General features: G+C 62.9%; 20 protein-coding genes and 1 tRNA gene. 10 read left to right on the top strand and 11 right to left on the bottom strand.

Annotated elements, in window-relative coordinates:
- The first annotated feature begins 106 nt into the window (after positions 1-106).
- Positions 107-2392, top strand: a complete 2286-nt coding sequence (locus LSQ66_RS08490) for a cyanophycin metabolism-associated ABC transporter (RefSeq protein ID WP_407659585.1) — start codon at positions 107-109, stop codon at positions 2390-2392.
- On the top strand, positions 2379-2849 hold the full coding sequence (locus LSQ66_RS08485) for a cyanophycin metabolism-associated DUF1854 family protein (protein ID WP_231769350.1): 471 nt from the start codon (positions 2379-2381) through the stop codon (positions 2847-2849). The genes LSQ66_RS08490 and LSQ66_RS08485 overlap by 14 nt, the downstream gene beginning before the upstream one ends.
- 12 nt (positions 2850-2861) lie before the next feature.
- Here LSQ66_RS08485 and LSQ66_RS08480 read toward each other — a convergent pair whose 3' ends face one another.
- Together LSQ66_RS08480 and LSQ66_RS08475 are read right to left on the bottom strand one after the other, a co-directional pair.
- Entirely contained in the window at positions 2862-3476 is a 615-nt protein-coding gene (locus tag LSQ66_RS08480) for a hypothetical protein (protein WP_231769349.1), read from the bottom strand.
- A gap of 58 nt (positions 3477-3534) precedes the next feature.
- Positions 3535-4350, bottom strand: coding sequence for a hypothetical protein (locus LSQ66_RS08475; RefSeq protein ID WP_231769348.1), 816 nt, complete (start codon positions 4348-4350; stop codon positions 3535-3537).
- A 100-nt stretch (positions 4351-4450) separates the two neighbouring features.
- Between LSQ66_RS08475 and LSQ66_RS08470 the strand changes: the two genes are divergently transcribed.
- Positions 4451-5662 carry an alpha/beta hydrolase family protein gene (locus LSQ66_RS08470; protein ID WP_231769347.1) on the top strand — a complete coding sequence of 404 codons (1212 nt, stop codon included), beginning with the start codon at positions 4451-4453 and terminating at the stop codon, positions 5660-5662.
- Positions 5663-5694: 32 nt separating this feature from the next.
- Here the strand turns inward: LSQ66_RS08470 and LSQ66_RS08465 are convergent, their stop codons facing one another.
- The 3 genes from LSQ66_RS08465 to LSQ66_RS08455 all read right to left on the bottom strand — a co-directional run bounded on the left by LSQ66_RS08465 (position 5695) and on the right by LSQ66_RS08455 (position 9228).
- Positions 5695-6141 carry an Hsp20/alpha crystallin family protein gene (locus LSQ66_RS08465; RefSeq protein ID WP_231769346.1) on the bottom strand — a complete coding sequence of 149 codons (447 nt, stop codon included), beginning with the start codon at positions 6139-6141 and terminating at the stop codon, positions 5695-5697.
- 118 nt (positions 6142-6259) lie between these two features.
- Complete coding sequence (locus LSQ66_RS08460; protein WP_231769345.1) at positions 6260-8476, bottom strand: alpha-galactosidase; 2217 nt, start codon at positions 8474-8476, stop codon at positions 6260-6262.
- A gap of 92 nt (positions 8477-8568) precedes the next feature.
- On the bottom strand, positions 8569-9228 hold the full coding sequence (locus tag LSQ66_RS08455; RefSeq protein WP_231769344.1) for a TetR/AcrR family transcriptional regulator: 660 nt from the start codon (positions 9226-9228) through the stop codon (positions 8569-8571).
- Positions 9229-9269: 41 nt separating this feature from the next.
- On the opposite strand from LSQ66_RS08455, the gene LSQ66_RS08450 reads away from it, so the two are divergent.
- Complete coding sequence (locus LSQ66_RS08450; protein WP_231769343.1) at positions 9270-9674, top strand: hypothetical protein; 405 nt, start codon at positions 9270-9272, stop codon at positions 9672-9674.
- A gap of 58 nt (positions 9675-9732) precedes the next feature.
- Here the strand turns inward: LSQ66_RS08450 and LSQ66_RS08445 are convergent.
- The 4 genes from LSQ66_RS08445 to LSQ66_RS08430 all read right to left on the bottom strand — a co-directional run bounded on the left by LSQ66_RS08445 (position 9733) and on the right by LSQ66_RS08430 (position 11802).
- Positions 9733-9807 (bottom strand) — tRNA-Val (locus LSQ66_RS08445).
- A gap of 36 nt (positions 9808-9843) precedes the next feature.
- Positions 9844-10545: a DNA polymerase III subunit epsilon gene (gene dnaQ / locus LSQ66_RS08440; protein ID WP_231769342.1), complete on the bottom strand. Its 702-nt coding sequence runs from the start codon at positions 10543-10545 to the stop codon at positions 9844-9846.
- Positions 10546-10583: 38 nt separating this feature from the next.
- Positions 10584-11027 (bottom strand): ribonuclease HI, encoded by a 444-nt coding sequence (gene rnhA, locus LSQ66_RS08435; RefSeq protein WP_231769341.1) that lies wholly within the window; start codon positions 11025-11027, stop codon positions 10584-10586.
- A complete protein-coding gene (locus LSQ66_RS08430) occupies positions 11020-11802 on the bottom strand; it encodes a class I SAM-dependent methyltransferase (RefSeq protein ID WP_231769340.1) in 783 nt (260 codons plus the stop codon). The genes rnhA and LSQ66_RS08430 overlap by 8 nt, the downstream gene beginning before the upstream one ends.
- A gap of 12 nt (positions 11803-11814) precedes the next feature.
- Between LSQ66_RS08430 and gloB the strand changes: the two genes are divergently transcribed.
- The 4 genes from gloB (at position 11815) to LSQ66_RS08410 (ending at position 15496) form a co-directional block, all read left to right on the top strand.
- Positions 11815-12600, top strand: a complete 786-nt coding sequence (gloB, locus tag LSQ66_RS08425) for a hydroxyacylglutathione hydrolase (RefSeq protein ID WP_231769339.1) — start codon at positions 11815-11817, stop codon at positions 12598-12600.
- 12 nt (positions 12601-12612) lie between these two features.
- A complete protein-coding gene (locus tag LSQ66_RS08420) occupies positions 12613-13284 on the top strand; it encodes a 2-hydroxychromene-2-carboxylate isomerase (protein ID WP_231769338.1) in 672 nt (223 codons plus the stop codon).
- 21 nt (positions 13285-13305) lie between these two features.
- Positions 13306-14997 carry an eCIS core domain-containing protein gene (locus LSQ66_RS08415; RefSeq protein ID WP_231769337.1) on the top strand — a complete coding sequence of 564 codons (1692 nt, stop codon included), beginning with the start codon at positions 13306-13308 and terminating at the stop codon, positions 14995-14997.
- 190 nt (positions 14998-15187) lie between these two features.
- Positions 15188-15496, top strand: a complete 309-nt coding sequence (locus LSQ66_RS08410) for a hypothetical protein (protein WP_231769336.1) — start codon at positions 15188-15190, stop codon at positions 15494-15496.
- Positions 15497-15540: 44 nt separating this feature from the next.
- On the opposite strand, the gene aceB is transcribed toward LSQ66_RS08410, so the two are convergent.
- The gene (gene aceB / locus LSQ66_RS08405) at positions 15541-17133 is read right to left on the bottom strand and encodes a malate synthase A (RefSeq protein WP_231769335.1); all 1593 of its coding nucleotides are present in this window, start codon (positions 17131-17133) and stop codon (positions 15541-15543) included.
- Between the two features lie 113 nt (positions 17134-17246).
- Between aceB and LSQ66_RS08400 the strand changes: the two genes are divergently transcribed.
- On the top strand, positions 17247-18152 hold the full coding sequence (locus LSQ66_RS08400) for a LysR family transcriptional regulator (RefSeq protein ID WP_231769334.1): 906 nt from the start codon (positions 17247-17249) through the stop codon (positions 18150-18152).
- Between the two features lie 196 nt (positions 18153-18348).
- Positions 18349-19296: an IS110 family RNA-guided transposase gene (locus tag LSQ66_RS08395; RefSeq protein ID WP_231765801.1), complete on the top strand. Its 948-nt coding sequence runs from the start codon at positions 18349-18351 to the stop codon at positions 19294-19296.
- Between the two features lie 233 nt (positions 19297-19529).
- Here the strand turns inward: LSQ66_RS08395 and LSQ66_RS08390 are convergent, their stop codons facing one another.
- Entirely contained in the window at positions 19530-19733 is a 204-nt protein-coding gene (locus LSQ66_RS08390) for a cold-shock protein (RefSeq protein WP_231769333.1), read from the bottom strand.
- Positions 19734-19808: the final 75 nt, after the last annotated feature.

Below are 19808 nucleotides of genomic sequence, written 5' to 3'. Positions count from 1 at the left end.
TGTCTTTATCGTGTTAGCGTTTCGCTTTGAAGGCCGTACCCGATATTTTCCCACTGTTTCACGTTTCTTGCCACTTGGCAAAGACCGCACCGGAGTGTGTTCCATAATGACAACAACTGAACTTTCCCTTGAACCGATCCGCACCGAGCTGCCAGAAAAATGGCGCTCTGAAGTGCAGATGCAGCTTGCGTCAGGGGAAAACGTGCTGAGTGCGATGGAGGTTGACCTTGACGCCAGGCTGCGCTTCGTCAAGGGCTTCATCCTGCTCACCGAGCGCCGCATTATGGCACGGGGGCCAGGGGAGTCGCAGTGGAAACATTGGGAATACCGCGAGGGCATGACCCTCAAGCTGCACGACCACGCGGGCGTGGGCCATCTGGAGCTGTTCGACGCCCATGGCCGGCTCGATTGCTGGCGCTTCACGCTGGGCCAGAACCTGCACGCGATCCGCCTCAGCGAACAGTTCGGGCCGCTGCTGCAAAGCCATCTGACAGGCAAGCCCATCGAGCGCGAAGAGGAACATGCCTGCCCTACCTGCAAGGCCCCGCTGGAGCCGGACCAGGAAGAATGCCCCATCTGCGCCAAAGTGGAGTACACGCCGCCCACGACCTGGACCCTGTTCCGCCTGTGGCGCTTCGCCCATCCCTACCGCTGGGCCCTGCTGGGCGGTTTCGTGCTGATGCTGCTCTCCACCGGTGCGCACCTGATTCCGCCCTACCTCAGCATTCCGCTCACGGACAATGTGCTGGTCCCCTACCAGAACGGCCAGCCCGTGGATACCGGCCTGGTGGTGCTGTATATGAGCGGCCTGCTCGCCTCCGCCGTCCTGGCCTGGATCCTGGGCTGGGGCAAAACCTATGTGCTGGCGCTGGTATCTGAGCGCATCGGCGCCGATCTCCGCACAAACACCTATGAACACCTGCTGCGCCTCTCGCTGGAGTATTTCGGCGGGAAGCGCACCGGCGACCTGATGTCGCGCATCGGCAGCGAAAGTGACCGCATCTGCGTGTTTCTCTCGCTGCACCTGCTGGACTTCGCATCGGACTGCCTGCTGATCATCATGACCGGGGTGATCATGTTTACGATCAATCCCTGGCTCGCTATCGTCACGCTTGTGCCCCTGCCCTTCATCGCCTGGCTGATCCACCTGGTGCGCGACAAACTGCGCACCGGCTTCGAGAAGATCGACCGCGTCTGGGGCGAAGTCACCAACGTGCTGGCTGACACCATCCCCGGCATCCGCGTGGTAAAGGCCTTTGCGCAGGAAGCGCGCGAAGCGAACCGCTTCCGCATCGCGAACAAGCACAACCTGGCCGTGAACGACAAGCTCAACAAGGTATGGTCGCTGTTCTCGCCGACCGTGTCCTTCCTCACCGAAATCGGCCTGCTGGTGATTTACGTGTTCGGCATCTACCTCGTGTCCAAGGCGCACATCACCCTGGGCGTGCTGACAGCATTCCTCACCTATTCCGCCCGTTTCTACGGGCGCCTGGATTCGATGAGCCGCATCGTGTCGGTCACGCAGAAGTCCGCCTCGGCGGCCAAGCGCATCTTCGACATCCTGGACCACGTGTCGAGCGTTCCGGAACCCGCCAACCCGGTCAAGGTGGGCAAGGTGGAAGGCAATATCACCCTGCGCGAAGTGGGCTTCCGCTACGGCAACCGCGCCGTCAACCGCGGCGTGAACCTCGATATCAAGGCGGGCGAGATGATCGGCCTGGTGGGCCACAGCGGCTCGGGCAAATCGACGCTGGTCAACCTCATCTGCCGCTTCTACGACGTGGCGGAAGGCGCCATCCTGCTCGATGGCGTCGACATCCGCTCCTTCGCCGTGTCCGACTACCGCCGCAACATCGGCCTGGTGCTGCAGGAGCCCTTCCTCTTCTTCGGCACCATTGCCGAGAACATCGCCTACGGCAAGCCGAATGCGACCCGCGCCGAGATCATGGCGGCGGCCCGCGCGGCGCACGCCCACGACTTCATCCTGCGCCTGCCGCAGGGCTACGACTCCATGGTGGGCGAACGCGGCCAGGGCCTCTCGGGCGGCGAGCGCCAGCGCATCTCGATTGCGCGCGCGCTGCTGATCGATCCGCGCATCCTCATCCTGGACGAGGCCACGGCATCGGTCGACTCCGAAACCGAGAAAGAAATCCAGAAGGCGCTGGACAACCTGGTGGCGGGCCGCACCACCATCGCCATCGCCCACCGCCTGTCCACCCTGCAGCGCGCCAACCGCTTGGTGGTGATGGACCGTGGCAAGGTGGTGGAGGAAGGCCCGCACGAAGAGCTGATGGAAAAACAGGGCGCCTACTACCGCCTCTACCAGGCGCAAGCGCGCAACGTGGATACCGACCTGGACGACGCACCGAAGAAACGCTATGACGACAATTAATTTCCAGCTCCACCGCGACGCCTTCGGCCGCCTGAACCTCACCGACGCCAGTGGCACGGTGCACGAAAATATCTCGCCCGTGCGCGCCTTCCCAATCCAGGCGCCGGAAGAAGGTCTGTCGCTGATGAACACCGATGGCAAGGAAGTGGCCTGGCTGGACAGCCTGGACCAGCTCCCCCCCGAAGCCGCCGCCTTGGTGCGCGAGGAACTGGGCGGGCGCGAGTTCATGCCGGAGATCAGCCGCATCGTTTCCGTGAGCAGCTTCGCCACGCCCTGCACCTGGAGCGTGGCGACGGACCGGGGCGACACGGAGTTCGTGCTGCGCGGCGAGGAGGACATCCGCCGCATCGGCCCCGATGCCTTGCTGGTATCGGACAGCCACGGCATCAACTTCCTGATCCGCAACCAGTACGAACTGGACAAGAACAGCAAAAGGATTCTCGACCGCTTCCTGTAAGCGGTTCCGCGTTCAGCGGCGGGCCGTTGGCTCGTCGTTCACGCAGATGGGTGCGCGCTTCGCGTAGGTGCTGCAGGCCTTCCTGAAGCAGGCCGCCGCCGCCTCCCCTGCCAGTTCCTTGCATTGCGCCAGACCGCGTTCGACGCTGAAACGCTGCGCCCTCGGGGCCGCCTTGCGCGCGGGCCTGGCCGCGAGCGCCTGCTTTTCCGGGGCCTTCTGGGTGGACCGCTGCGCGGTAGCCGGCGGCACCGAACGGTGCGGCCGCGCCGTTCCCGGGCCATGCTTCGGCGGTGCGGGAGGCGCAACGGCTGCCACTCCGGGCTGTTCGCCGGCGGAACGAAGCGGAGGTGGACGGAGCGGGCCCTCGGCAACGCCTGCCGCCGCCGGTGGCGTCACAGCTGGCGGCCGGTCCTGCGTGACGGCGCTGCCAGCCGATTTGCCGATCTGCGCGAGCGCGCGGTCGGCCTGCAAGCTCTTCAGCACAATCATCAGGGAGCCGAGCAAAGCCAGCAGCAGCGCGGCGACGCCTGCCCAGAGGGCAATCGTCTTCCCACGGCTGATGCTGGCCGCTGGCTCATGCTGCTCCTGAGCTCCCGGCGCGCTTGGCTGCTGCTGAGCTTCTTCCATAATCTGTCGCTAAAAACGTACACAGCAGCAGATTAACGAATTTGCCCGAAATGTGTCGCTACGGTTTGCTGGTCTTTTGCGATTTCGCACGGCAGGCGGCTGTTGCCTTGCTGCGGGTGTCGCAGCGGAGGGCGCCCGCTTTCTTCGCGGCGTTCGCGGCGGCGGCCTTGCGGGCTGCCGGCGCCGCAGTCTTGACGGACTTTTTCGCAGCCTTCGCCTGCCCTGCCTTCTTTACCGTGGCGGCCCTGGCGCTCTTCACCGTCCTGGCCTTCGGCGCCGCCGCGCGGCGCGCCACGCGGACCTCGTCGCGCACGACTGGCGCCGGGGCGCGTTCCACCTTGGCGGCCGGGGCCAGTGCCGCGGCACCGGCCACCGCAACCGGCGCAACCAGCCGGGCTGCATCGGGGCCCGTTGCCGCGGCAGGCGGCGCCTCCGCTGGCGCGGGGGCAGGACCGGTCTCAGCTTCCGGCGGCAAGGCGATAGCGGACGGGACGTGTTCTGGCGCAGGCGGATGTGAAATGTCCGGCGGCGGCAGCGCCTTGGCGGCCATGCCCGCAGGCGCCTTCAGCACTTCGGGCTGTTTGGGATGCTGCCCCGCGGTGCTGCCGATCCACGCAATTGCGCCAATCAGGCCCAGTATCAGGGCGCCGACACCGCCCCAGAGCAGGGGTTTGAAGGAGCGGGATGGAGGAGTGTCATCGACGGCGGGCGCTGCCTCGGGTTCAAACACGGGCTCGGCCGCGAACACCGGCTCTTCGGCAATTACCGGTTCCGGTGCGAATACCGGTTCCGCAACCGGAGCTGCTGGCTCCGCGGTGTATTCATCATCGAACAGGCTCGGTTCGCGCCTTTGTACTGCGTTTTCTTTCTTCATCGACTATCACTTCCTACGGCCGGACATAGCGGACAGCACTCTACCATACTACGTTCCCCAGCCCCCTGTTATCATCCCAGCTCCCCAACAGGAGCCTGCCATGAAGCAACTTCTTTGCGCGCTTGCGCTTGCCGTGCCTACCCTGTGTGCGGCGCAAAGCCTGCACGATGCAGCCCGCGCCCCTGCGCCCGCCGTCCTGAGTGTGGAACGCCTGCCGGAGACGAGCGGCATCGACGTGCAGCATGTGGTATTCCGCTCGCTCGAAGTGAATGGCGTGCCGAACGAAGTGCACGCCGTGCTGGCGGCGCCGCGCGGGAATGGCCCGTACCCGGCGCTCCTGATACTGCATCACGGACGCAGCGCGGCGCAAGGCGCCATGGCCGAGGAATGGGCTCGGCGCGGTTATGTCGCCATCACGCCGGACCTGCCGGGTATCGCTGATCCGAAGCTCGCGGCGCGTTCCGGCGGCGTCTGGACGACACGGCCCTATGGCGCGGACCGCTGGACGGTGGCGCCCACCATCGCGAACAGCACTATCTACCAGTCGCTGGCAGCAGGCATCGGCGCCGTGCGCCTGCTGCAGGCGATGAAGAATGTCGATACTCAACGCATTGGCATCATCGGCGCATCGTGGGGCGCTTATGCCACCACCGTGCTTGCTGGTGCGCTGGGCGGCGAGATCCGCGCCGCCTATTCCGTTTGGGGCGGCGGCTATTTCGAGGACACGGTATTCGCCAACGACCTGGCACGCCTTTCCGCTCCCGACCGCGAACGCTGGCAAGCGGCCTTGGGCGCCGAGCAGTTCATCCCCGGCATCCGCGCGCGCTTCTTCATTGCCGGGGCAACGAACGACAGGGCCTTCTTTCTACCCTCCATCGTGCGCACCTTCGAAGCCATCCGCGCGCCCAAGGGCATCGTCTTCGGCCCCAACGCCGACCACGATGCGGGCGGCTATCCCGGCGGCCCTGCCGCGGACGAGCGCAACTGGACGGCGCAGGAAGTGACTTTCTTCGAGCATGCGCTGAAAGACAGGGGATCGCCGCTGCCTGAAGTAAAGATCGCCAGTGTTGGCGCACAATCCGCCGAACTGGAGGTCCATGCGGAGCTGGGCATCAGGGAGCTCGCCTTGTACACGTCGGAGGACGCAGCATCATGGCAGAAGCGTAACTGGAAGAAGGCGGAAGGCCGCATCCGTCCCCTTGGAGGCAAGCGCTTCAAGGTCGACCTCGGCGATCTGGCTCCGGGCCACTGGTTCGTGATCGCCACCGATGTTCGGGGCGTATCCGGGTCGTCGCTGCCGCAGAAGAAGTAAGCGGCGCCGGACACCGGCGCCGCCTCGACTGCTTAATGAATAGCCAGCTTGCGGCTGCCCTGCTGCGCTTTCTTCGGCAGGGTCAGGTGCAGCACACCGCTATCGAATTTCGCCTCGGCCTTGGCGTCGTCGATATCGTGCTCCAGCGTGAAGCTGCGATACTGCTGGCCATAGTAGCGCTCACTGCGCACCACGTTGCCCGACTGCTTGTCCTGCTCGACGCGCTTGGTTTCGGCCGCGATGCTCACGCGGTTGCCCTGGATATCGACCTTGATATCGTCCTTGTTCACGCCCGGCAGGTCGGCCTTGACCGTGTAGGCCTGCTCGGTCTCATGCACATCGATACGGATGGGCTGCTGCCCTTCGTCGTCGCGCATGATGTTTTTCAGGCGGAAATCGCGGAACATGTCTTCAAAATCCCGGAAGGGATCGAGGCGGGACAGTTCAGTGAACGGGTTGTAGCGTGTCAGGTTTGCCATGGCTTTCTCCTTTCTGAAATACAAAACTAGAAAACCCGGATGAGCCAGACGGAGCGGGCCGCCCAGCCCATTCCTGTACCCCTATATTAGGGCGTATTCTGCTTCAGGCAAGCGCTTTTTACATGCGGTCCAGCACTGCCGCCGCGGCCTGAAAATCGCCGCCCAGGTCGAAGCGCAAACCATGTCCCATCCAGTAGGCGCCGCTGGCGCTCTTCGGTGTCTGCGGCGTTACCGCGCCGGAAATGGGACGCAGCGCATATGTCCTGTCCGGGTCCAGGCCACGCAACTGAAGAAGAGGCAGCGGGTCGCCATGCACGCCGGGCGAATGGAGGAAGGCGAAGACCACGGCCTGGCTGCCGTCCTGCGATACGGACATCGTGGCAGAGCGCGCGGAGCCGCGCTGCGGCGAGACGAGGCGGTACAGCTTCCCCTGCTGAACCGTCATGCGGATATTCTTGTATTCCGCAACGAGGCGCCGCGCCTTGGCGAAATCCTCCTCCGTCCAGCGCTTCAGGTTTGCACCGATGCCCAGTGCACCCTGCATCGCCGACAGGAAGCGGTATTCGAGCGAGGTGACGCGCTTGTGCAGCCAGTTCGGCGAATCGGTCACCCAGGCCATCATGATGGCGGGCGCATAGGCATGGCTGAAGCCATCCTGAATGAGCAGGCGGTCGAAGGGATCGGTATTGTCGGACACCCATACCTGCTCGGTGAGGCGCATGATGCCCAGATCGACCCGCCCTCCGCCGCTGGCGCAGGATTCGATTTCGAGCTTCGGATGGCGGCGCCGCAGCTCGGCCAGCAGCTTGTAGAGGTTTTCCACGTAGGCGACATACAGCCGCTGCTGCTCGCCCCGCGGCGCATCCGGCCAGCCAGGTTCCGACCAGGCGCGGTTGTGGTCCCATTTCAGGAAGGCGATATTGTGCTCGTTCAGCAGCCTGTCCAGGGCCTTCAGCAGGTACTGATAGACGTCGCTGCGCGCCAGGTTCAGCACCAGCTGGTTGCGCGCCTCGCTCCTCGGCCTTCCCGCGAAGTGGATGACCCAGTCGGGGTGGGCGCGATAGAGATCGCTGTCACGGTTGACCATTTCCGGTTCGACCCACAAGCCGAACTCCATGCCAAGATCGTTGACGCGCTTGACCAGGGGCTGCAGGCCATTGGGGAACTTCGCGGCATTCACCACCCAGTCGCCAAGGCCGGCACGGTCGCTGTTACGCTTTCCGAACCAGCCGTCATCGACGACAAAACGCTCGACGCCGATACTCGCGGCCTTCTCGGCGAGCGCCATCTGCCCTGCCTCGTCGACCGCGAACTCGGTTGCTTCCCAGCTGTTGTAGAGGACGGGACGCAAGCGGGTTCCAGGCAGGATGCGGGTGCGCTGGTAGTGATGGAAAAGCCGCGAGGCGCCGCCGAAACCGTCCGCCGAGAATCCCGCGTGGAAGATCGGCGAGGCCAGGCTCTCTCCCGGCTTGAGGCGGTAGGCGAAATCGAAGGGGTTGTAGCCTGCCGTGGCGCGGACGCCGCCCAGGGCATCCATGTCCACGCTGATACGCCACGATCCGCTCCAGCCAAGCGCGCCGAACCACACCGGCCCGGACTCCTCGGCCGTGCCGCTGCGGCTTAGCGCGATCCACGGGTTGGCCTGATGCGAAGTCACGCCCTTGCGGCTCTCGATCACGGTCGATCCCGGCGTCACGGCGCGGGTCTGCAATACGAATTCACCCGCCCAGCGGCCGGTGAGGAAGGAAAGCTGGTAATCGTCGCCGTAGGGAAGATTCAGGCTGGCCGCGGCCAATTGGTCGATCTGCATCCAGCTCGCCGTGCGGTTCTCCACCGTGGCGGAGCGGGAAACAATGCCTGTCGCGGCATCCATCGCATACGCCAGCGTGACGTGGACCGCGCGGCCGATGTCCTTGAGGCGCACAACGATGCGGTCCTCGGCAAGCTCGTGTCCCTCGTAGCGCAGGACCAGGTCGCGCACGCCATCCGGAAAGCTCGCCTTCAGGGCCGGTTCCACCGTCAGCCCGCCGCCGAAGGCCGGGAATTCCAGCGGCGTGACCGTGATCGAAGTCTCGTTGCTCGAATTTTCGCGTACGGAAACCGGCGTAGGAAGCCTGTCGCTGTCCGCCAGCTTCCTGCCCCAATAAAGGGTTTGCAGCTGCCCTTCCCCATTCACGCCGAAGGCGTAGGTGATGTCTCCGCCATCGAGGCGGAAGACCTTCGCGGCTTCGTCCATCGAAGGCTTGGCCTTCGCGTAGCTGCCGATGGCCAAGCCGGCGACACCGCCCAACAATCCCTTGCACAGGGCGCGGCGGCCCAGGTTCGTTTCGTTCATGCGATCTCGCTTCACGGGCAACAGGTTGCAGCCAGTGTATGAGAAGCTTCTCCCATCGAGATATAACTTGAGCGCAGGCGCTTATATGGTTTCTATATTTCGGACCGTGTGGGCAGGGCCTCAAGCCAGGCAAGACTCGTCGCGCAGGCGCTCTTCATCATCGCCGCGATCAACTCCGGCGGCCGGTCCGGCCCGCGCAAGGCCGCGAACACGGGATACGCCGTTACGGCGCAAAGCAGATCGAGAATTTCAGCGTACCGCCCGGCGTCCAGTTGCCTGCCCTGTGCCATGCGCTGCAGAAGCACACCTATGGCCTTGCGGCGCCGCTCCATGCGGGCGTTCACCATGTCCTGGAATTCGGGGTCGACAGCGGCAACAGCATGCAGCTGCGCCATGAGGCTGTCGCGCGCCCACGCATGGCAAATCAGCTCCACCAGCCGGTCGAAGGCCGCGAAAGGATCCGGAAGCGCCATCACCTGCGCAAGCTGGTCGAACCCCGCCTCCTGGGCGACCTTGTCCAGCATTGCTTCCAGCAAGCCTGCCCGTGAACCGAACTGGTTGTAGACGGTCAGGCGCGTCACCCCGGCGGCCTTGGCGACCGCTTCGAGCGACATGGCGGCGGGCTTGTCCTGCGCCCGCAGGATCGCCATGGCGGCATCCAGCACCTTGGCGCGCTTTTCCGCGGCCGCCGCGGCACGCACAGGACTGTCATACGGCCGCTGCGAGGGGTTTGCGTTTTCGATATACACCATGTATATTTAATTTCTCATTCACACCGGAGGGAAGTATAGCCATGCAAATCGTTCTCGTCGCCGTTTGTCTTCACGTACTGTCCGGCGTTTTCTGGGCAGGGTCCACATTTGTGCTTGCGCGGCCAGCCGCCGCGGGAGCCGCGGCGCAGCTGTTCCGGCCTCAGATGGGCGCTGCCGCCATGGCAGTATTGACGGGGGCTTACCTCGGACATGCCCTGCGCGCAGGTACGCCCGGCACTGGCACCACGCTGCTCATCGCGGGAGCAGTTGCCGCCATCGTCGCCGCAGGTATCCAGGGAGCCATTGTGGGCCGTGCGCGCCGCAAGCTTCGCAGCGAAGGCGCGGACCAGCCCCTGCTGCGCCAGCGCATGACCATGGCGCACCGCATTGCTGGCGCGCTGCTCGCATTTACCGTGCTGACGATGGCCAGCGCGCGTTTTCTGTAAGTGTTTTCGAGCGGGAAAGAAAAAAAGGCCTGCGATGCCGCAGGCCTTTTTTGGAATTTGGTGGGAAGTGCAAGTTTCGAACTTGCGACCCCTGCAGTGTGAATGCAGTGCTCTACCCCTGAGCTAACCTCCCGAAGAAGCAGCATTATAGATGCTGCCTTGCAGATCGTCAAGCACCTGGTGTGCGCCAGACGCAAGTTCCTTTCATTGCCTTGTCCAGGCCGTTCAGCAGTTCTTCGTGCGCAGCCATTTCCTCGTCGGATGCGCGCACCACGAGGATCTCCGCCAGCGCGACCTGGGCCAGGTTCACGCTGCCCACGGCCACCTCTTCTTCCAGGTCCATGCCCAGGCTGTTCTGGCCGCGCGTCATGGCCAGATAAACGTCCGCCAGCAGCTCCGCGTCCAGCAAGGCGCCGTGCAGCTTGCGGTGCGCATTGGAGATGCCGTAGCGGTCGCACAGGGCGTCCAGGGAGTTGCGCTTGCCGGGATGGAGCTCCTTGGCGTGCACCAGGGTGTCGATCACGCCGCCGATATGGTCGTCGAAGGCGGGCAGGTTGAGCATCCGGAATTCGTGGTTCAGGAAGCCCAGGTCGAAGGGCGCGTTGTGGATGATGACTTCCGCATCGCGGATATATTCGCGCAGTTCTTCCACCACCTCGTGGAAACGCGGCTTGTCGCTCAGGAATTCGGTGGTCAGGCCGTGCACCGCGAGCGCGCCCTCTTCCGAATCGCGCTCGGGGTTGATGTAACGGTGGAAGTTGTTCCCCGTGAGCATACGGTTCCTGAGTTCGACGCAGCCGATCTCGATGATGCGGTTGCCCAGCTTGGGATTGATGCCGGTGGTTTCGGTGTCGAGGACGATTTGGCGCATGACGGTTCAGCCTTAAAACGGATGAGCAGTATAGCAAATCAGCGTTTGCTGCGGACCAGATCGACCCCCTTATTGGCCAGCATGTCGGCCCTTTCGTTGCCGGGATGCCCATTGTGGCCGCGCACCCAGCGCCAGTCCACCTTGTGCACGGACTGCGCCTGGTCGAGGGCCTGCCACAGGTCCGCATTCTTCACGGGTTCCTTGGTCGAGGTTTTCCAGCCGCGCGCTTTCCAGCCGTGGATCCATTCGCTGATCCCTTTCTGCACGTACTGGCTATCCGTGTGCAGCACCACTTCGCAGGGGCGCTTCAGGGCGTTGAGCGACTGGATCACGGCCATGAGCTCCATGCGGTTATTGGTGGTGTTGGGCTCGCCGCCGAACAGCTCCTTTTCCGCATCCCCCGCCACCATCAACGCGCCCCAGCCACCGACGCCAGGGTTTCCCTTGCAGGCGCCGTCCGTGAAAATCTCGACTTTATCCATTGCTCTGTTCTTTGTGCTTGTTCGTTGCCGGTACGGCGACCGGCGATTTGGCGGCCTTTTTGCTCCACGCAGGGCCGATCAGGCGCATGCCCTTGACCCGCTTGATGGCCTGCACCATGTAGACGGCGCCGAAATACGGCCAGTAGCGGGCGCCCGCGCGGTCCATGAAGGCATAGCGGTTCAGCCAGCGCGCGGTGCGGCATGCGGGCGCGTAGCAGCCGAAATGGCTGTGGCTCACGCTCATGTTCAGCAATTTTAACCAGTCTTTGATGCGCGGCATAGAGATGAACTCGCCTACTTCGGGCAGATAATGGGAGCGCGACACCCGCCCCGAGAACTGGCGCAGGCCCCACAGGCTGTAGGGGTTGAAGCCGCAGATGATCACCTGGCCCTCGGGAATCAGCACCCGCTCCACTTCCCGCAGGACCTGGTGCGGCTCGGTCGCGAATTCGAGCACATGGGGCAGCACGATCAGGTCCAGGCTGTGCGTGGCGAAGGGCAGTTCGGAGCAGTCGCAGCTCAGGTCCACGCGCCGGATGCCCTCTTCCGGCGGCGTGCCGCGCACGCGGGTGTCCGCCAGCAGCTTGTGCGGCATGCGGTTGGCGGCCAGGGCGTGGATCATGGGCGTGCCGATCTGGACGGCGTTGAAGCCGAAAATGTCGGCCGTCAGCTCGTCCAGGCGGCGCTGCTCCCATTCACGCACGTAGGCGCCCGGCGGCGATTGCAGCCAGCTTTCCAGCGCTATAATGGATTTTTCGGATGTTGCGCTATCCATGCGATCCCTTCAATGAGCAAACCAGCCGCCGTCCTGACCATTCCTGCCTTCAAAGATAATTACCTCTGGCTCATCCATGATGGCCGCAAAGCTGCCGTTGTCGATCCGGGCGACGCCCAGCCTATCATGGCCGCGCTGGCCGAACGTGGGCTGACTCTTACCGCCATTCTACTCACCCACCACCATGCTGACCACATCGGCGGCGTGCCCGAGCTGCTGCGGCACTTCGATGTGCCCGTGTTCGGGCCGCGCCACGACGGCATTTCGGCCGTGACGGTGCCGCTTGGCGAGGGCGATACGGTGCAGGTGCCGGGGCTGGACATGCGCTTCTCGGTGCTGGACGTGCCCGGCCATACCCGGGGGCATATCGCCTATTTCCGGGACGGCGCCGATCCCTGGCTGTTCTGCGGCGATACGCTGTTCGGCGCGGGCTGCGGAAGGCTGTTCGAAGGCACGCCCGCCCAGATGTTCGATTCGCTGGGCAAGCTGGCCGCCCTGCCCTTGGCCACGCGCGTGTTCTGCGCCCATGAATACACGCTTTCGAACCTGCGCTTTGCGCTGGCCGTCGAGCCGCACAATCAGGCGCTGCGCGAGCGCATGGAAGCCTCCACGGCACTGCGCGAACGCCTGCAGCCCACCGTGCCCAGTTCCATCGGGCTGGAGCGGGCCACCAATCCCTTCCTGCGCGCCGGCGAGGCGGAGATCGCAGCGCAGCTGGCGGCGGCGGGAAAGCTGGGACAGGACCATTCGCCGCTTGCCGTGTTCACGGCGCTGCGCGAGTGGAAGAATACTTTCTGAACTGGGAGAACCATGGAGACCGTCCGCTTTTACTTCGATCCGATCAGCCCCTTCTTCTGGCTGGCCACCAAGCAGATCGGCCGCATCGAGGCCGCTGGCGTGCAGGTGGAGATGCAGCCCGTCCTCTTCGCGGCCATGCTGACGGCGCATGGCCTCGTTGGCCCGGCCGAGGTGCCCGCCAAGCGCGAACTCACCTTCCGCGATGCGATGCGGCTGGCCGACGCGCAAGGGCTGACTTTCGTGGGGCCGCCGGGACATCCCTTCAATCCCCTCCTGCCGCTGCGCATGAGCATTGCGGTGACGAATCGCGAAGCGCGCATCCGCTTCGCGACCGAGATTGCGGCGACGACGTGGGAACGCGGCGAGGACGTGTCGAATCCGGACGTGATGCGGGAAGTGGCGCGCCGTGCGGATCTGGATGGCGATGCGCTGCTGGCAGCGGCCAGCGAGCCGCAAGTGAAGCAGGCGCTGGCCCTGGCGACCGAAGCGGCTATCCAGGGGGGCATTTTCGGTGTGCCGAGCTTTGTCTATCAGGGGGAACTGTTCTGGGGCGCGGACCGGGTGGACTCGCTGCTGCGGCGTATCGCGGGGCATCGCATCGACGAAGCCCGCCTGCAGGACTTCCTGGCGCGGCCACCGCTGGCGCAGCGCGCGAAGAGCGCCCCGACGCTTCCCCAGCAGTGATCCACAGACAAAGGCCACGCCATGCAAGCACCTCTCCAAGCTAAAAGCAGCGCCGATATCGTTCAAACGAAAACTGCCAAGGCCGCAAGGCAGGATCTGGGGCGGCCTGCAGCGCCCGCGCAGCGTACATTGGCCGAGATGTCTAACAACAGCCCAAGGGTATTGCAGCAACGCGCGCTAAGCGACGCGGCGCAGAACAGTCCCCGGATGGCGGCGCAGCGCCAGGAAACGAATGCGCTCTTTGGCGCGAAGCCGGGAGCAGGCGCGCTCCCGGCTCAGCTGAAAGCAGGCATCGAGGCCCTGTCGGGGATCTCCATGGACGATGTAAGGGTGCATGCCAACTCCAGCAAGCCTGCCCAGTTCCAAGCCCACGCCTATGCGCAGGGAACGGATATCCACCTGGCGCCGGGACAGGAAAAGCATCTGCCGCATGAAGCCTGGCACGTGGTTCAGCAGAAGCAAGGCAGGGTAAAGCCGACCATGCAAATGAAAGGCAAGGTCGGCGTGAACGACGACGCCTCGCTGGAAAGAGAAGCGGATGTCATGGGGTCAAGGGCGATGCAATTCGCATCGGCCAAGCCTTCCGCCCAGGTGCAAAAAACGGCCCAAACGAATCCTGACGGGACAATCCAGTACAAGCGGACGGAGATGGGCCCTCCCCTTTACACCGACACAGCTTTTGAGCCTCCTGTGAAAGACAAGACGAGTGCCGCCCCGCGCATTGTGATGACGTTCGGGAACAACGTCGCGCAGTTGGACCAGCTGATCGCCGAGCACAAGGCGTCGGCGGAGGCGATGCTCAATCCCAAGTATGCGATCGGCGTCAATGTGGGCCCGACCGACATCAAGGCCACCAAAGACGGGCCTAAACCACCGACCATGAAGGATGCCGAAGCGGCGGCGCAGCAACTGTTCGACAGTGCCAAGAGTGTCGGAATGACAGTCATCCCATTTACCTGGGCCGCGGGCGAGGCGCGCGGCAAGATGTATGAGTTCCCGTATTTCGAAGCGCGGAGCATGCTGATGAAGGCGGCATCGGCCATGGGAACTGCCGTTCCCGGAACCGTTTATGCGATGACGGACCGGGATGCCCGGGAGTCTACCGGCATCGACCCCAAACATATAGCTGCCGCAAGAATAGACAAGCAACTGGACAGCAGCATGCCGACACTGGTATCCGGCCCCTACGACTGGAGGGAAGAGAATCCCGACAATCCCCTGCTTGATTCAATCATTTTTGCGGTGAATACTGCGGAAACCGAATTCAGACACTGGAAGGTACAGCGCGGTCTCTACTCCTACATGCCGGAACCGAACATGTTCTTCAACCAGAAGGGCCTGGAGGTCGCCATCAAGAATCTGGACGCACAGGAGCTGGGCGGCCAGCAGGCAAAGGAATCGGAGGCAATAAGAAGCGATGGCATCAAGACGAGATACAACAAGCATGCCACGGTAACGAAGCCGGCCAAACGGTTCCCGAACAAACAAAACTATCTGCACGGCGTGTATGAGCTGCTCCACTCATTAGGTCCGATGCATCAGGCGGTTAGCGCTGACGAAGTCCAGGATATGTTCGACAAGATCATCCAGTCGGAATTATCGCGATCCAATGTGAGAGAGATGACGCATAACTCGGATGCCGCGGCCGCGAAGGCTCTGGAGATCATGGACAACACTGCTTCGGTCATCAACAAGATCATCGCCATCCGGTAATCGAGCAGGCGGCAGTCGCGCCGCCTGCAGGACCTTCTTGATGTGACGATGGTGCAGGGATGCATCGGAGATTTCGCATACCCCACATCGGTAAAGCGCTGCATAGACAAGTCTTTTCAAGCATATGTAAGGAACCTTCGAGAAGACTGCTATCCGAACTATTTCCATTAACGCCCACGAGACCCGAAACATGACCCAGCTCCAATCCGAGATCATTCCGTCCGCAATACAGCTACTTGAGAACCATGCCCAGCTGCGACAGAATGCCGTAGCAGGAGGCTTGGAGTCACCCGAGCTCGCGGCACTGATGCTGGAGCAGTATGGACGCGCCTTGCGTGATCTCGCCAAGGCGCTGCTGGGCACGATGCCAAAGGGATTAAGTAATGACGACCTGGATCGAATTGTCGCCACAATTAATCCGGAACACGAAGCGACGACCATCGCGCGGTACAACAGCTACGCCACGCTGGATTTATCCAGGCCTCATCGTCCCGGATAAATACCTTTGAAGCTGCCGTTCCCCCGCAGGCGGAAACGGCGGCGTCAGATTTCTTCGTACAGGGGCAGCGTGAGGAACTCGGAGAACGATTCCGAAGTCGACATCTGTTCGAAGATCTGGGCGGCGCGTTCGTAGGCCGGGCTTGAGCCGTCCGGCGCGGCCGTCTTCACCTTCGCCAGTTCTTCGGGGATCATGGCGCGCACCATATCCGCCGTCACCTTGCGGCCGTCTTCCAGCTTGCCCTTGCCCGAGCGGATCCACTGCCACACCTGCGAGCGGCTGATTTCGGCCGTCGCCGCGTCTTCCATCAGGTTATGGATCGGCACGCAGCCGTTGCCGCCCAGCCAGCTGCCCAGGTAGTGGATGCCCACGTTGATGTTGTAGCGCAGGCCCGCTTCCGTGATCGGTGTCTCGGGCTGGAAGTTGAGCAGGTCGGCCGCCGTCACTTCCACGTCCGGGCGTTGCTTCGCAATCTGGTTCGGCGCATCGCCCAGCACCTTCTTGAACTCCGTCATGGCCAGGTCCACCAGGCCCGGGTGGGCAACCCAGCCGCCGTCGTAGCCGTCCGTCGCGTCGCGCGCCTTGTCGTTGCGCACGCCGCCCATGGCCACTTCGTTCTTCTCCGGATCGTTCTTGATCGGGATAAGGGCCGACATGCCGCCGATGGCGGGCGCATTGCGCTTGTGGCAGGTCTTCAGCAGCAGCAGCGCATAGGCGCGCATGAAGGGCGAAGTCATGGTGACCTTGGCGCGGTCGGCGAGGCAGAAGTCCTTGTCCAGCTTGAACTTCTTGATGCAGCTGAAGATGTAGTCCCAGCGGCCCGCGTTCAGGCCGGAGCTGTGCTCGCGCAGTTCGTACAGGATTTCGTCCATCTCGAAGGCCGCGAGAATGGTTTCGATCAGCACCGTGGCCTTGATGGTCCCTTGCGGCAGGCCCAGCTCTTTCTGCGTCATCACGAAGATCTCGTTCCACAGCCGCGCCTCGAGATGCGATTCCATTTTCGGCAGGTAGAAGTAGGGACCGGCGCCGCGCGCCAGCTGCTCCTTCGCGTTGTGGAACATGAAGAGCGCGAAGTCGAAGATGCCGCCGGAGATGCGCTTGCCGTCCACCAGCACATGCTTCTCGTCCAGGTGCCAGCCGCGCGGCCGCACCACGAGCGTCGCCACCTTGTCGTTCAATTTGTAGGACTTGCCGTTCTGCTCCAGGGAGATGGTCTTGCGTACCGCGTCCATCATGTTGATCTGGCCGCTGATCTGGTTGTCCCAGTTCGGCGTGTTCGAGTCCTCGAAGTCCGTCATGTAGCTGTCCGCGCCGGAATTCAGGGCGTTGATCACCATCTTGCGTTCGACCGGGCCCGTGATCTCCACGCGGCGGCATTCGAGCGCCTTGGGAATCGGCGCGATGGTCCAGTCGCCCGCGCGGATGTGCGCGGTCTCTGCCAGGAAGTCCGGACGTTCGCCCGCATCCAGGCGCTTGGCGTGGGCGGCGCGCGCGGCCAGCAGCTCCTGGCGGCGCGGCTCGAAGGCGCGGCTCAGCTTGGCCACCAGGGCCAGCGCTTCCGGCGTCAGCACGCGGTCGTAGCCGGGCTTGATGTCGGCGCGGATTTCCATGCCTTCAGGCAGAGTGAGGGTGCTCATGGGCGATCTCCAAATGATGGTGTTGTGTAATGTTTTCCAGTATATTGACTTAATACTTATCTAAACGAGACAAATAATCACTTCATCTGTGCGTTTTTGTCATAAGTGAACCGATGGGACAATTCCGGCAAATCTCCACCTTTGTAGAAGTCGTGGCGCGCGGCAGCCTTTCCGCTGCGGCGCGCGCCGAGGGCATTGCGCCTGCGGTAATCGGGCGCCGCCTCGACGCGCTGGAACAGCGCCTGGGCGTGAAGCTGCTCCAGCGGACCACGCGCAAGCTGGCGCTCACCGACGAGGGCGCGGCCTTCCTCGAAGACTGCCAGCGCATTCTCTCCGAGCTGGAATCGGCCGAAGCCGCGGTGGCCGAGCGCAGCGCGCGGGCCACGGGGCACCTTTCCATTTCCGCTCCTGCGGGCTTCGGGCGGCAGCACGTGGCGCCGCTCATCCCTTCCTTCCTGGCCGAGCACCGCGACGTCACCGTCACGCTGAACCTGAGCGACCGCATGGTGGACCTGATCGGCGAGGGCGTGGATGTGGCGATCCGCATTGCCAGCCTCACGGATTCTAATCTTGTGAGCGTGAAGCTGGCGGACAATCACCGCGTGGTGGTGGGCACGCCCGCCTACCTGAAGCGGCACGGCACGCCGAAGACGCTGGACGATCTGGCCAAACACAACTGCATGGCCATCAGCAGCGAAGGCAGCCAGCGCGGCTGGACCTTCAGCGACGGCGGCAAGAATGTGACGCTGAAAGTAAGCGGGAACATGAGCTGCAACGACGGGGCCGTGCTGCACGACTGGGTGCTGGCCGGGAAAGGTCTGGCCTGGCGTTCGATGTGGGAAGTGGGCGGCGATATCGAGGCCGGGCGGCTGCGCAGCGTGCTCGATCAGTACTCGGCGCCGGGCAACGACCTGTATGCGGTGTTCGCGCAGAGGCGGCACCTGCCCTTGCGGATACGGGCCTTCGTGGATTTTCTGCGGCATCAGTATTCGCAGCCCGCGTATTGGAGGAAGGGTTAAGCTGGCGCCGGGGACAGACCCCGGACGGGGTCTTATATCTTCAACATACGCTAAATTATGTCTGCGGGCATGCCAGTCTGATAGGTCTGTGGGAGCAAATCCCGTGGGACAGCCAATGACGGCATGCTCGATTCTTTGTAGCCCGAACAGTTGTCAGGGGGCGAACCCCGGATCAGTAAGAATGGGAGAAAGAATCATGCAGAACGCAGACGATGGGTTGTACGTCGGGATCGATGTCAGCAAGAAGAGTCTGGACGTCGATAGTCTTCCGCTGTCACATCGGGCGCAGTTCCCCAATGACGCGGGTGGTCATCAGAACCTGAAAGCCAGGTTGTTGCAGCTACAGCCGCGATGGATCGTGGTGGAGGCGAGCGGCGGTCTCGAAATGGAATTGGTCAGCGTACTGGCAACTGCGGGGTTGCCAGTGGCGGTCATCAATCCCAAACAGGCCAGGGATTTCGCCAAGGCCATTGGCGTGCTTGCGAAAACTGACCAGGTCGATGCCATTGTTCTGGCCCGCTTCGGGCAAGCGGTCAAACCGGCACTGCGTCCAATTAAAGACGGTGAGCTACGCCATCTGGAGGACGTTCTGACTCGAAGACGCCAGTTGGTCGATATGCTCACAGCTGAGAAGAACCGAAAGCTGCAGGCGACCGCTCTCATTGCAAAAGAGATCAATGAGCATATTGAATGGCTCGAGCAGCGTATCAAGGGCACCAATGGTGATCTGGGGCGGGCTATCAAGGAAAGTCCGCTATGGCACGCTAAAGCCGACCTGCTCTCATCCATCCCCGGCGTAGGCTCCATCACCGTCGCAACCCTGCTGGCGCAGTTACCCGAGCTTGGCACGCTCAATCGGCGCGAAATCGGTGCGCTGGTTGGCGTCTGCCCATACAGCCGTGACAGCGGCAAGATGCGGGGGAAGCGAAGAATTTGGGGTGGCAGGGCATCGGTACGGGCGGTCCTCTACATGGCCACCTTGGTCGCCATCCGACACAATCCCGTCCTCAAAAGCGCCTACGCCCGGCTGCTCGCGGCAGGAAAACTCAAGAAAGTAGCCATCGTGGCTTGCATGCGCAAGCTGCTCGTCACCATGAACGCCATGTTGCATAACAACGAGAGGTGGGCAGCAACCCTCGATTAATTAATCAAGACAGTTGCTGTCCCCGGTATCAAAGTCGACCACCGAACACAGTCGCCGACTTTGATCGGTGGCGGACTCGGGCACCGGGGACGGACGGGGGCGCCGAGCCACGGGTTTCGGCTGACGCCGAAAGCATGTCTGTCCCCTGCGTCACCTTGCGCCTGCGTATCGTACCGGCGAAAAAAAATCCCCGGGAACCGAGGATTTTTTGCGTCGTTTGATTCAGCCGTCTATTACAGAGGTTGAATGTTCGAGGCTTGCTTGCCCTTCGGGCCGGCGGTCACTTCAAAAGAAACACGCTGGTTCTCTTGCAGCGATTTGAAGCCTTGGGTTTGAATCGCCGAGAAGTGCGCGAACAGATCTTCGCCGCCTTCGTCAGGGGTGATGAAACCAAAACCCTTCGAATCATTGAACCATTTTACGATACCAGTTGCCATTACAATTCCTATTACAGTTAAATGAGCTTGCGCCCGTGATATCGTTCGAACCAAGTATGCAATGGCAAGTCCAAC

Origin of the sequence: Massilia endophytica, assembly GCF_021165955.1 — a bacterium.
In the GTDB taxonomy this organism is placed as follows: domain Bacteria; phylum Pseudomonadota; class Gammaproteobacteria; order Burkholderiales; family Burkholderiaceae_D; genus Rugamonas; species Rugamonas endophytica.
Note: the sequence above shows the minus strand (reverse complement) of the source record. Positions and strands in the feature narration are given on the sequence as shown.

Bases quoted from the DNA above. Each gene is read 5' to 3' on its own strand.
- LSQ66_RS08430 (WP_231769340.1), bottom strand. From the start codon at position 11,802: ATGGATAGCGCAACATCCGAAAAATCCATTATAGCGCTGGAAAGCTGG.
- rnhA (WP_231769341.1), bottom strand. From the start codon at position 11,027: ATGGATAAAGTCGAGATTTTCACGGACGGCGCCTGCAAGGGAAACCCT.
- LSQ66_RS08455 (WP_231769344.1), bottom strand. From the start codon at position 9,228: ATGGTGTATATCGAAAACGCAAACCCCTCGCAGCGGCCGTATGACAGT.
- dnaQ (WP_231769342.1), bottom strand. From the start codon at position 10,545: ATGCGCCAAATCGTCCTCGACACCGAAACCACCGGCATCAATCCCAAG.
- aceB (WP_231769335.1), bottom strand. From the start codon at position 17,133: ATGAGCACCCTCACTCTGCCTGAAGGCATGGAAATCCGCGCCGACATC.
- LSQ66_RS08490 (WP_407659585.1), top strand. From the start codon at position 107: ATGACAACAACTGAACTTTCCCTTGAACCGATCCGCACCGAGCTGCCA.
- LSQ66_RS08450 (WP_231769343.1), top strand. From the start codon at position 9,270: ATGCAAATCGTTCTCGTCGCCGTTTGTCTTCACGTACTGTCCGGCGTT.
- LSQ66_RS08475 (WP_231769348.1), bottom strand. From the start codon at position 4,350: ATGAAGAAAGAAAACGCAGTACAAAGGCGCGAACCGAGCCTGTTCGAT.
- LSQ66_RS08395 (WP_231765801.1), top strand. From the start codon at position 18,349: ATGCAGAACGCAGACGATGGGTTGTACGTCGGGATCGATGTCAGCAAG.
- LSQ66_RS08415 (WP_231769337.1), top strand. From the start codon at position 13,306: ATGCAAGCACCTCTCCAAGCTAAAAGCAGCGCCGATATCGTTCAAACG.
- LSQ66_RS08470 (WP_231769347.1), top strand. From the start codon at position 4,451: ATGAAGCAACTTCTTTGCGCGCTTGCGCTTGCCGTGCCTACCCTGTGT.
- LSQ66_RS08480 (WP_231769349.1), bottom strand. From the start codon at position 3,476: ATGGAAGAAGCTCAGCAGCAGCCAAGCGCGCCGGGAGCTCAGGAGCAG.
- LSQ66_RS08390 (WP_231769333.1), bottom strand. From the start codon at position 19,733: ATGGCAACTGGTATCGTAAAATGGTTCAATGATTCGAAGGGTTTTGGT.
- gloB (WP_231769339.1), top strand. From the start codon at position 11,815: ATGAGCAAACCAGCCGCCGTCCTGACCATTCCTGCCTTCAAAGATAAT.
- LSQ66_RS08465 (WP_231769346.1), bottom strand. From the start codon at position 6,141: ATGGCAAACCTGACACGCTACAACCCGTTCACTGAACTGTCCCGCCTC.
- LSQ66_RS08460 (WP_231769345.1), bottom strand. From the start codon at position 8,476: ATGAACGAAACGAACCTGGGCCGCCGCGCCCTGTGCAAGGGATTGTTG.
- LSQ66_RS08410 (WP_231769336.1), top strand. From the start codon at position 15,188: ATGACCCAGCTCCAATCCGAGATCATTCCGTCCGCAATACAGCTACTT.
- LSQ66_RS08485 (WP_231769350.1), top strand. From the start codon at position 2,379: ATGACGACAATTAATTTCCAGCTCCACCGCGACGCCTTCGGCCGCCTG.
- LSQ66_RS08400 (WP_231769334.1), top strand. From the start codon at position 17,247: ATGGGACAATTCCGGCAAATCTCCACCTTTGTAGAAGTCGTGGCGCGC.
- LSQ66_RS08420 (WP_231769338.1), top strand. From the start codon at position 12,613: ATGGAGACCGTCCGCTTTTACTTCGATCCGATCAGCCCCTTCTTCTGG.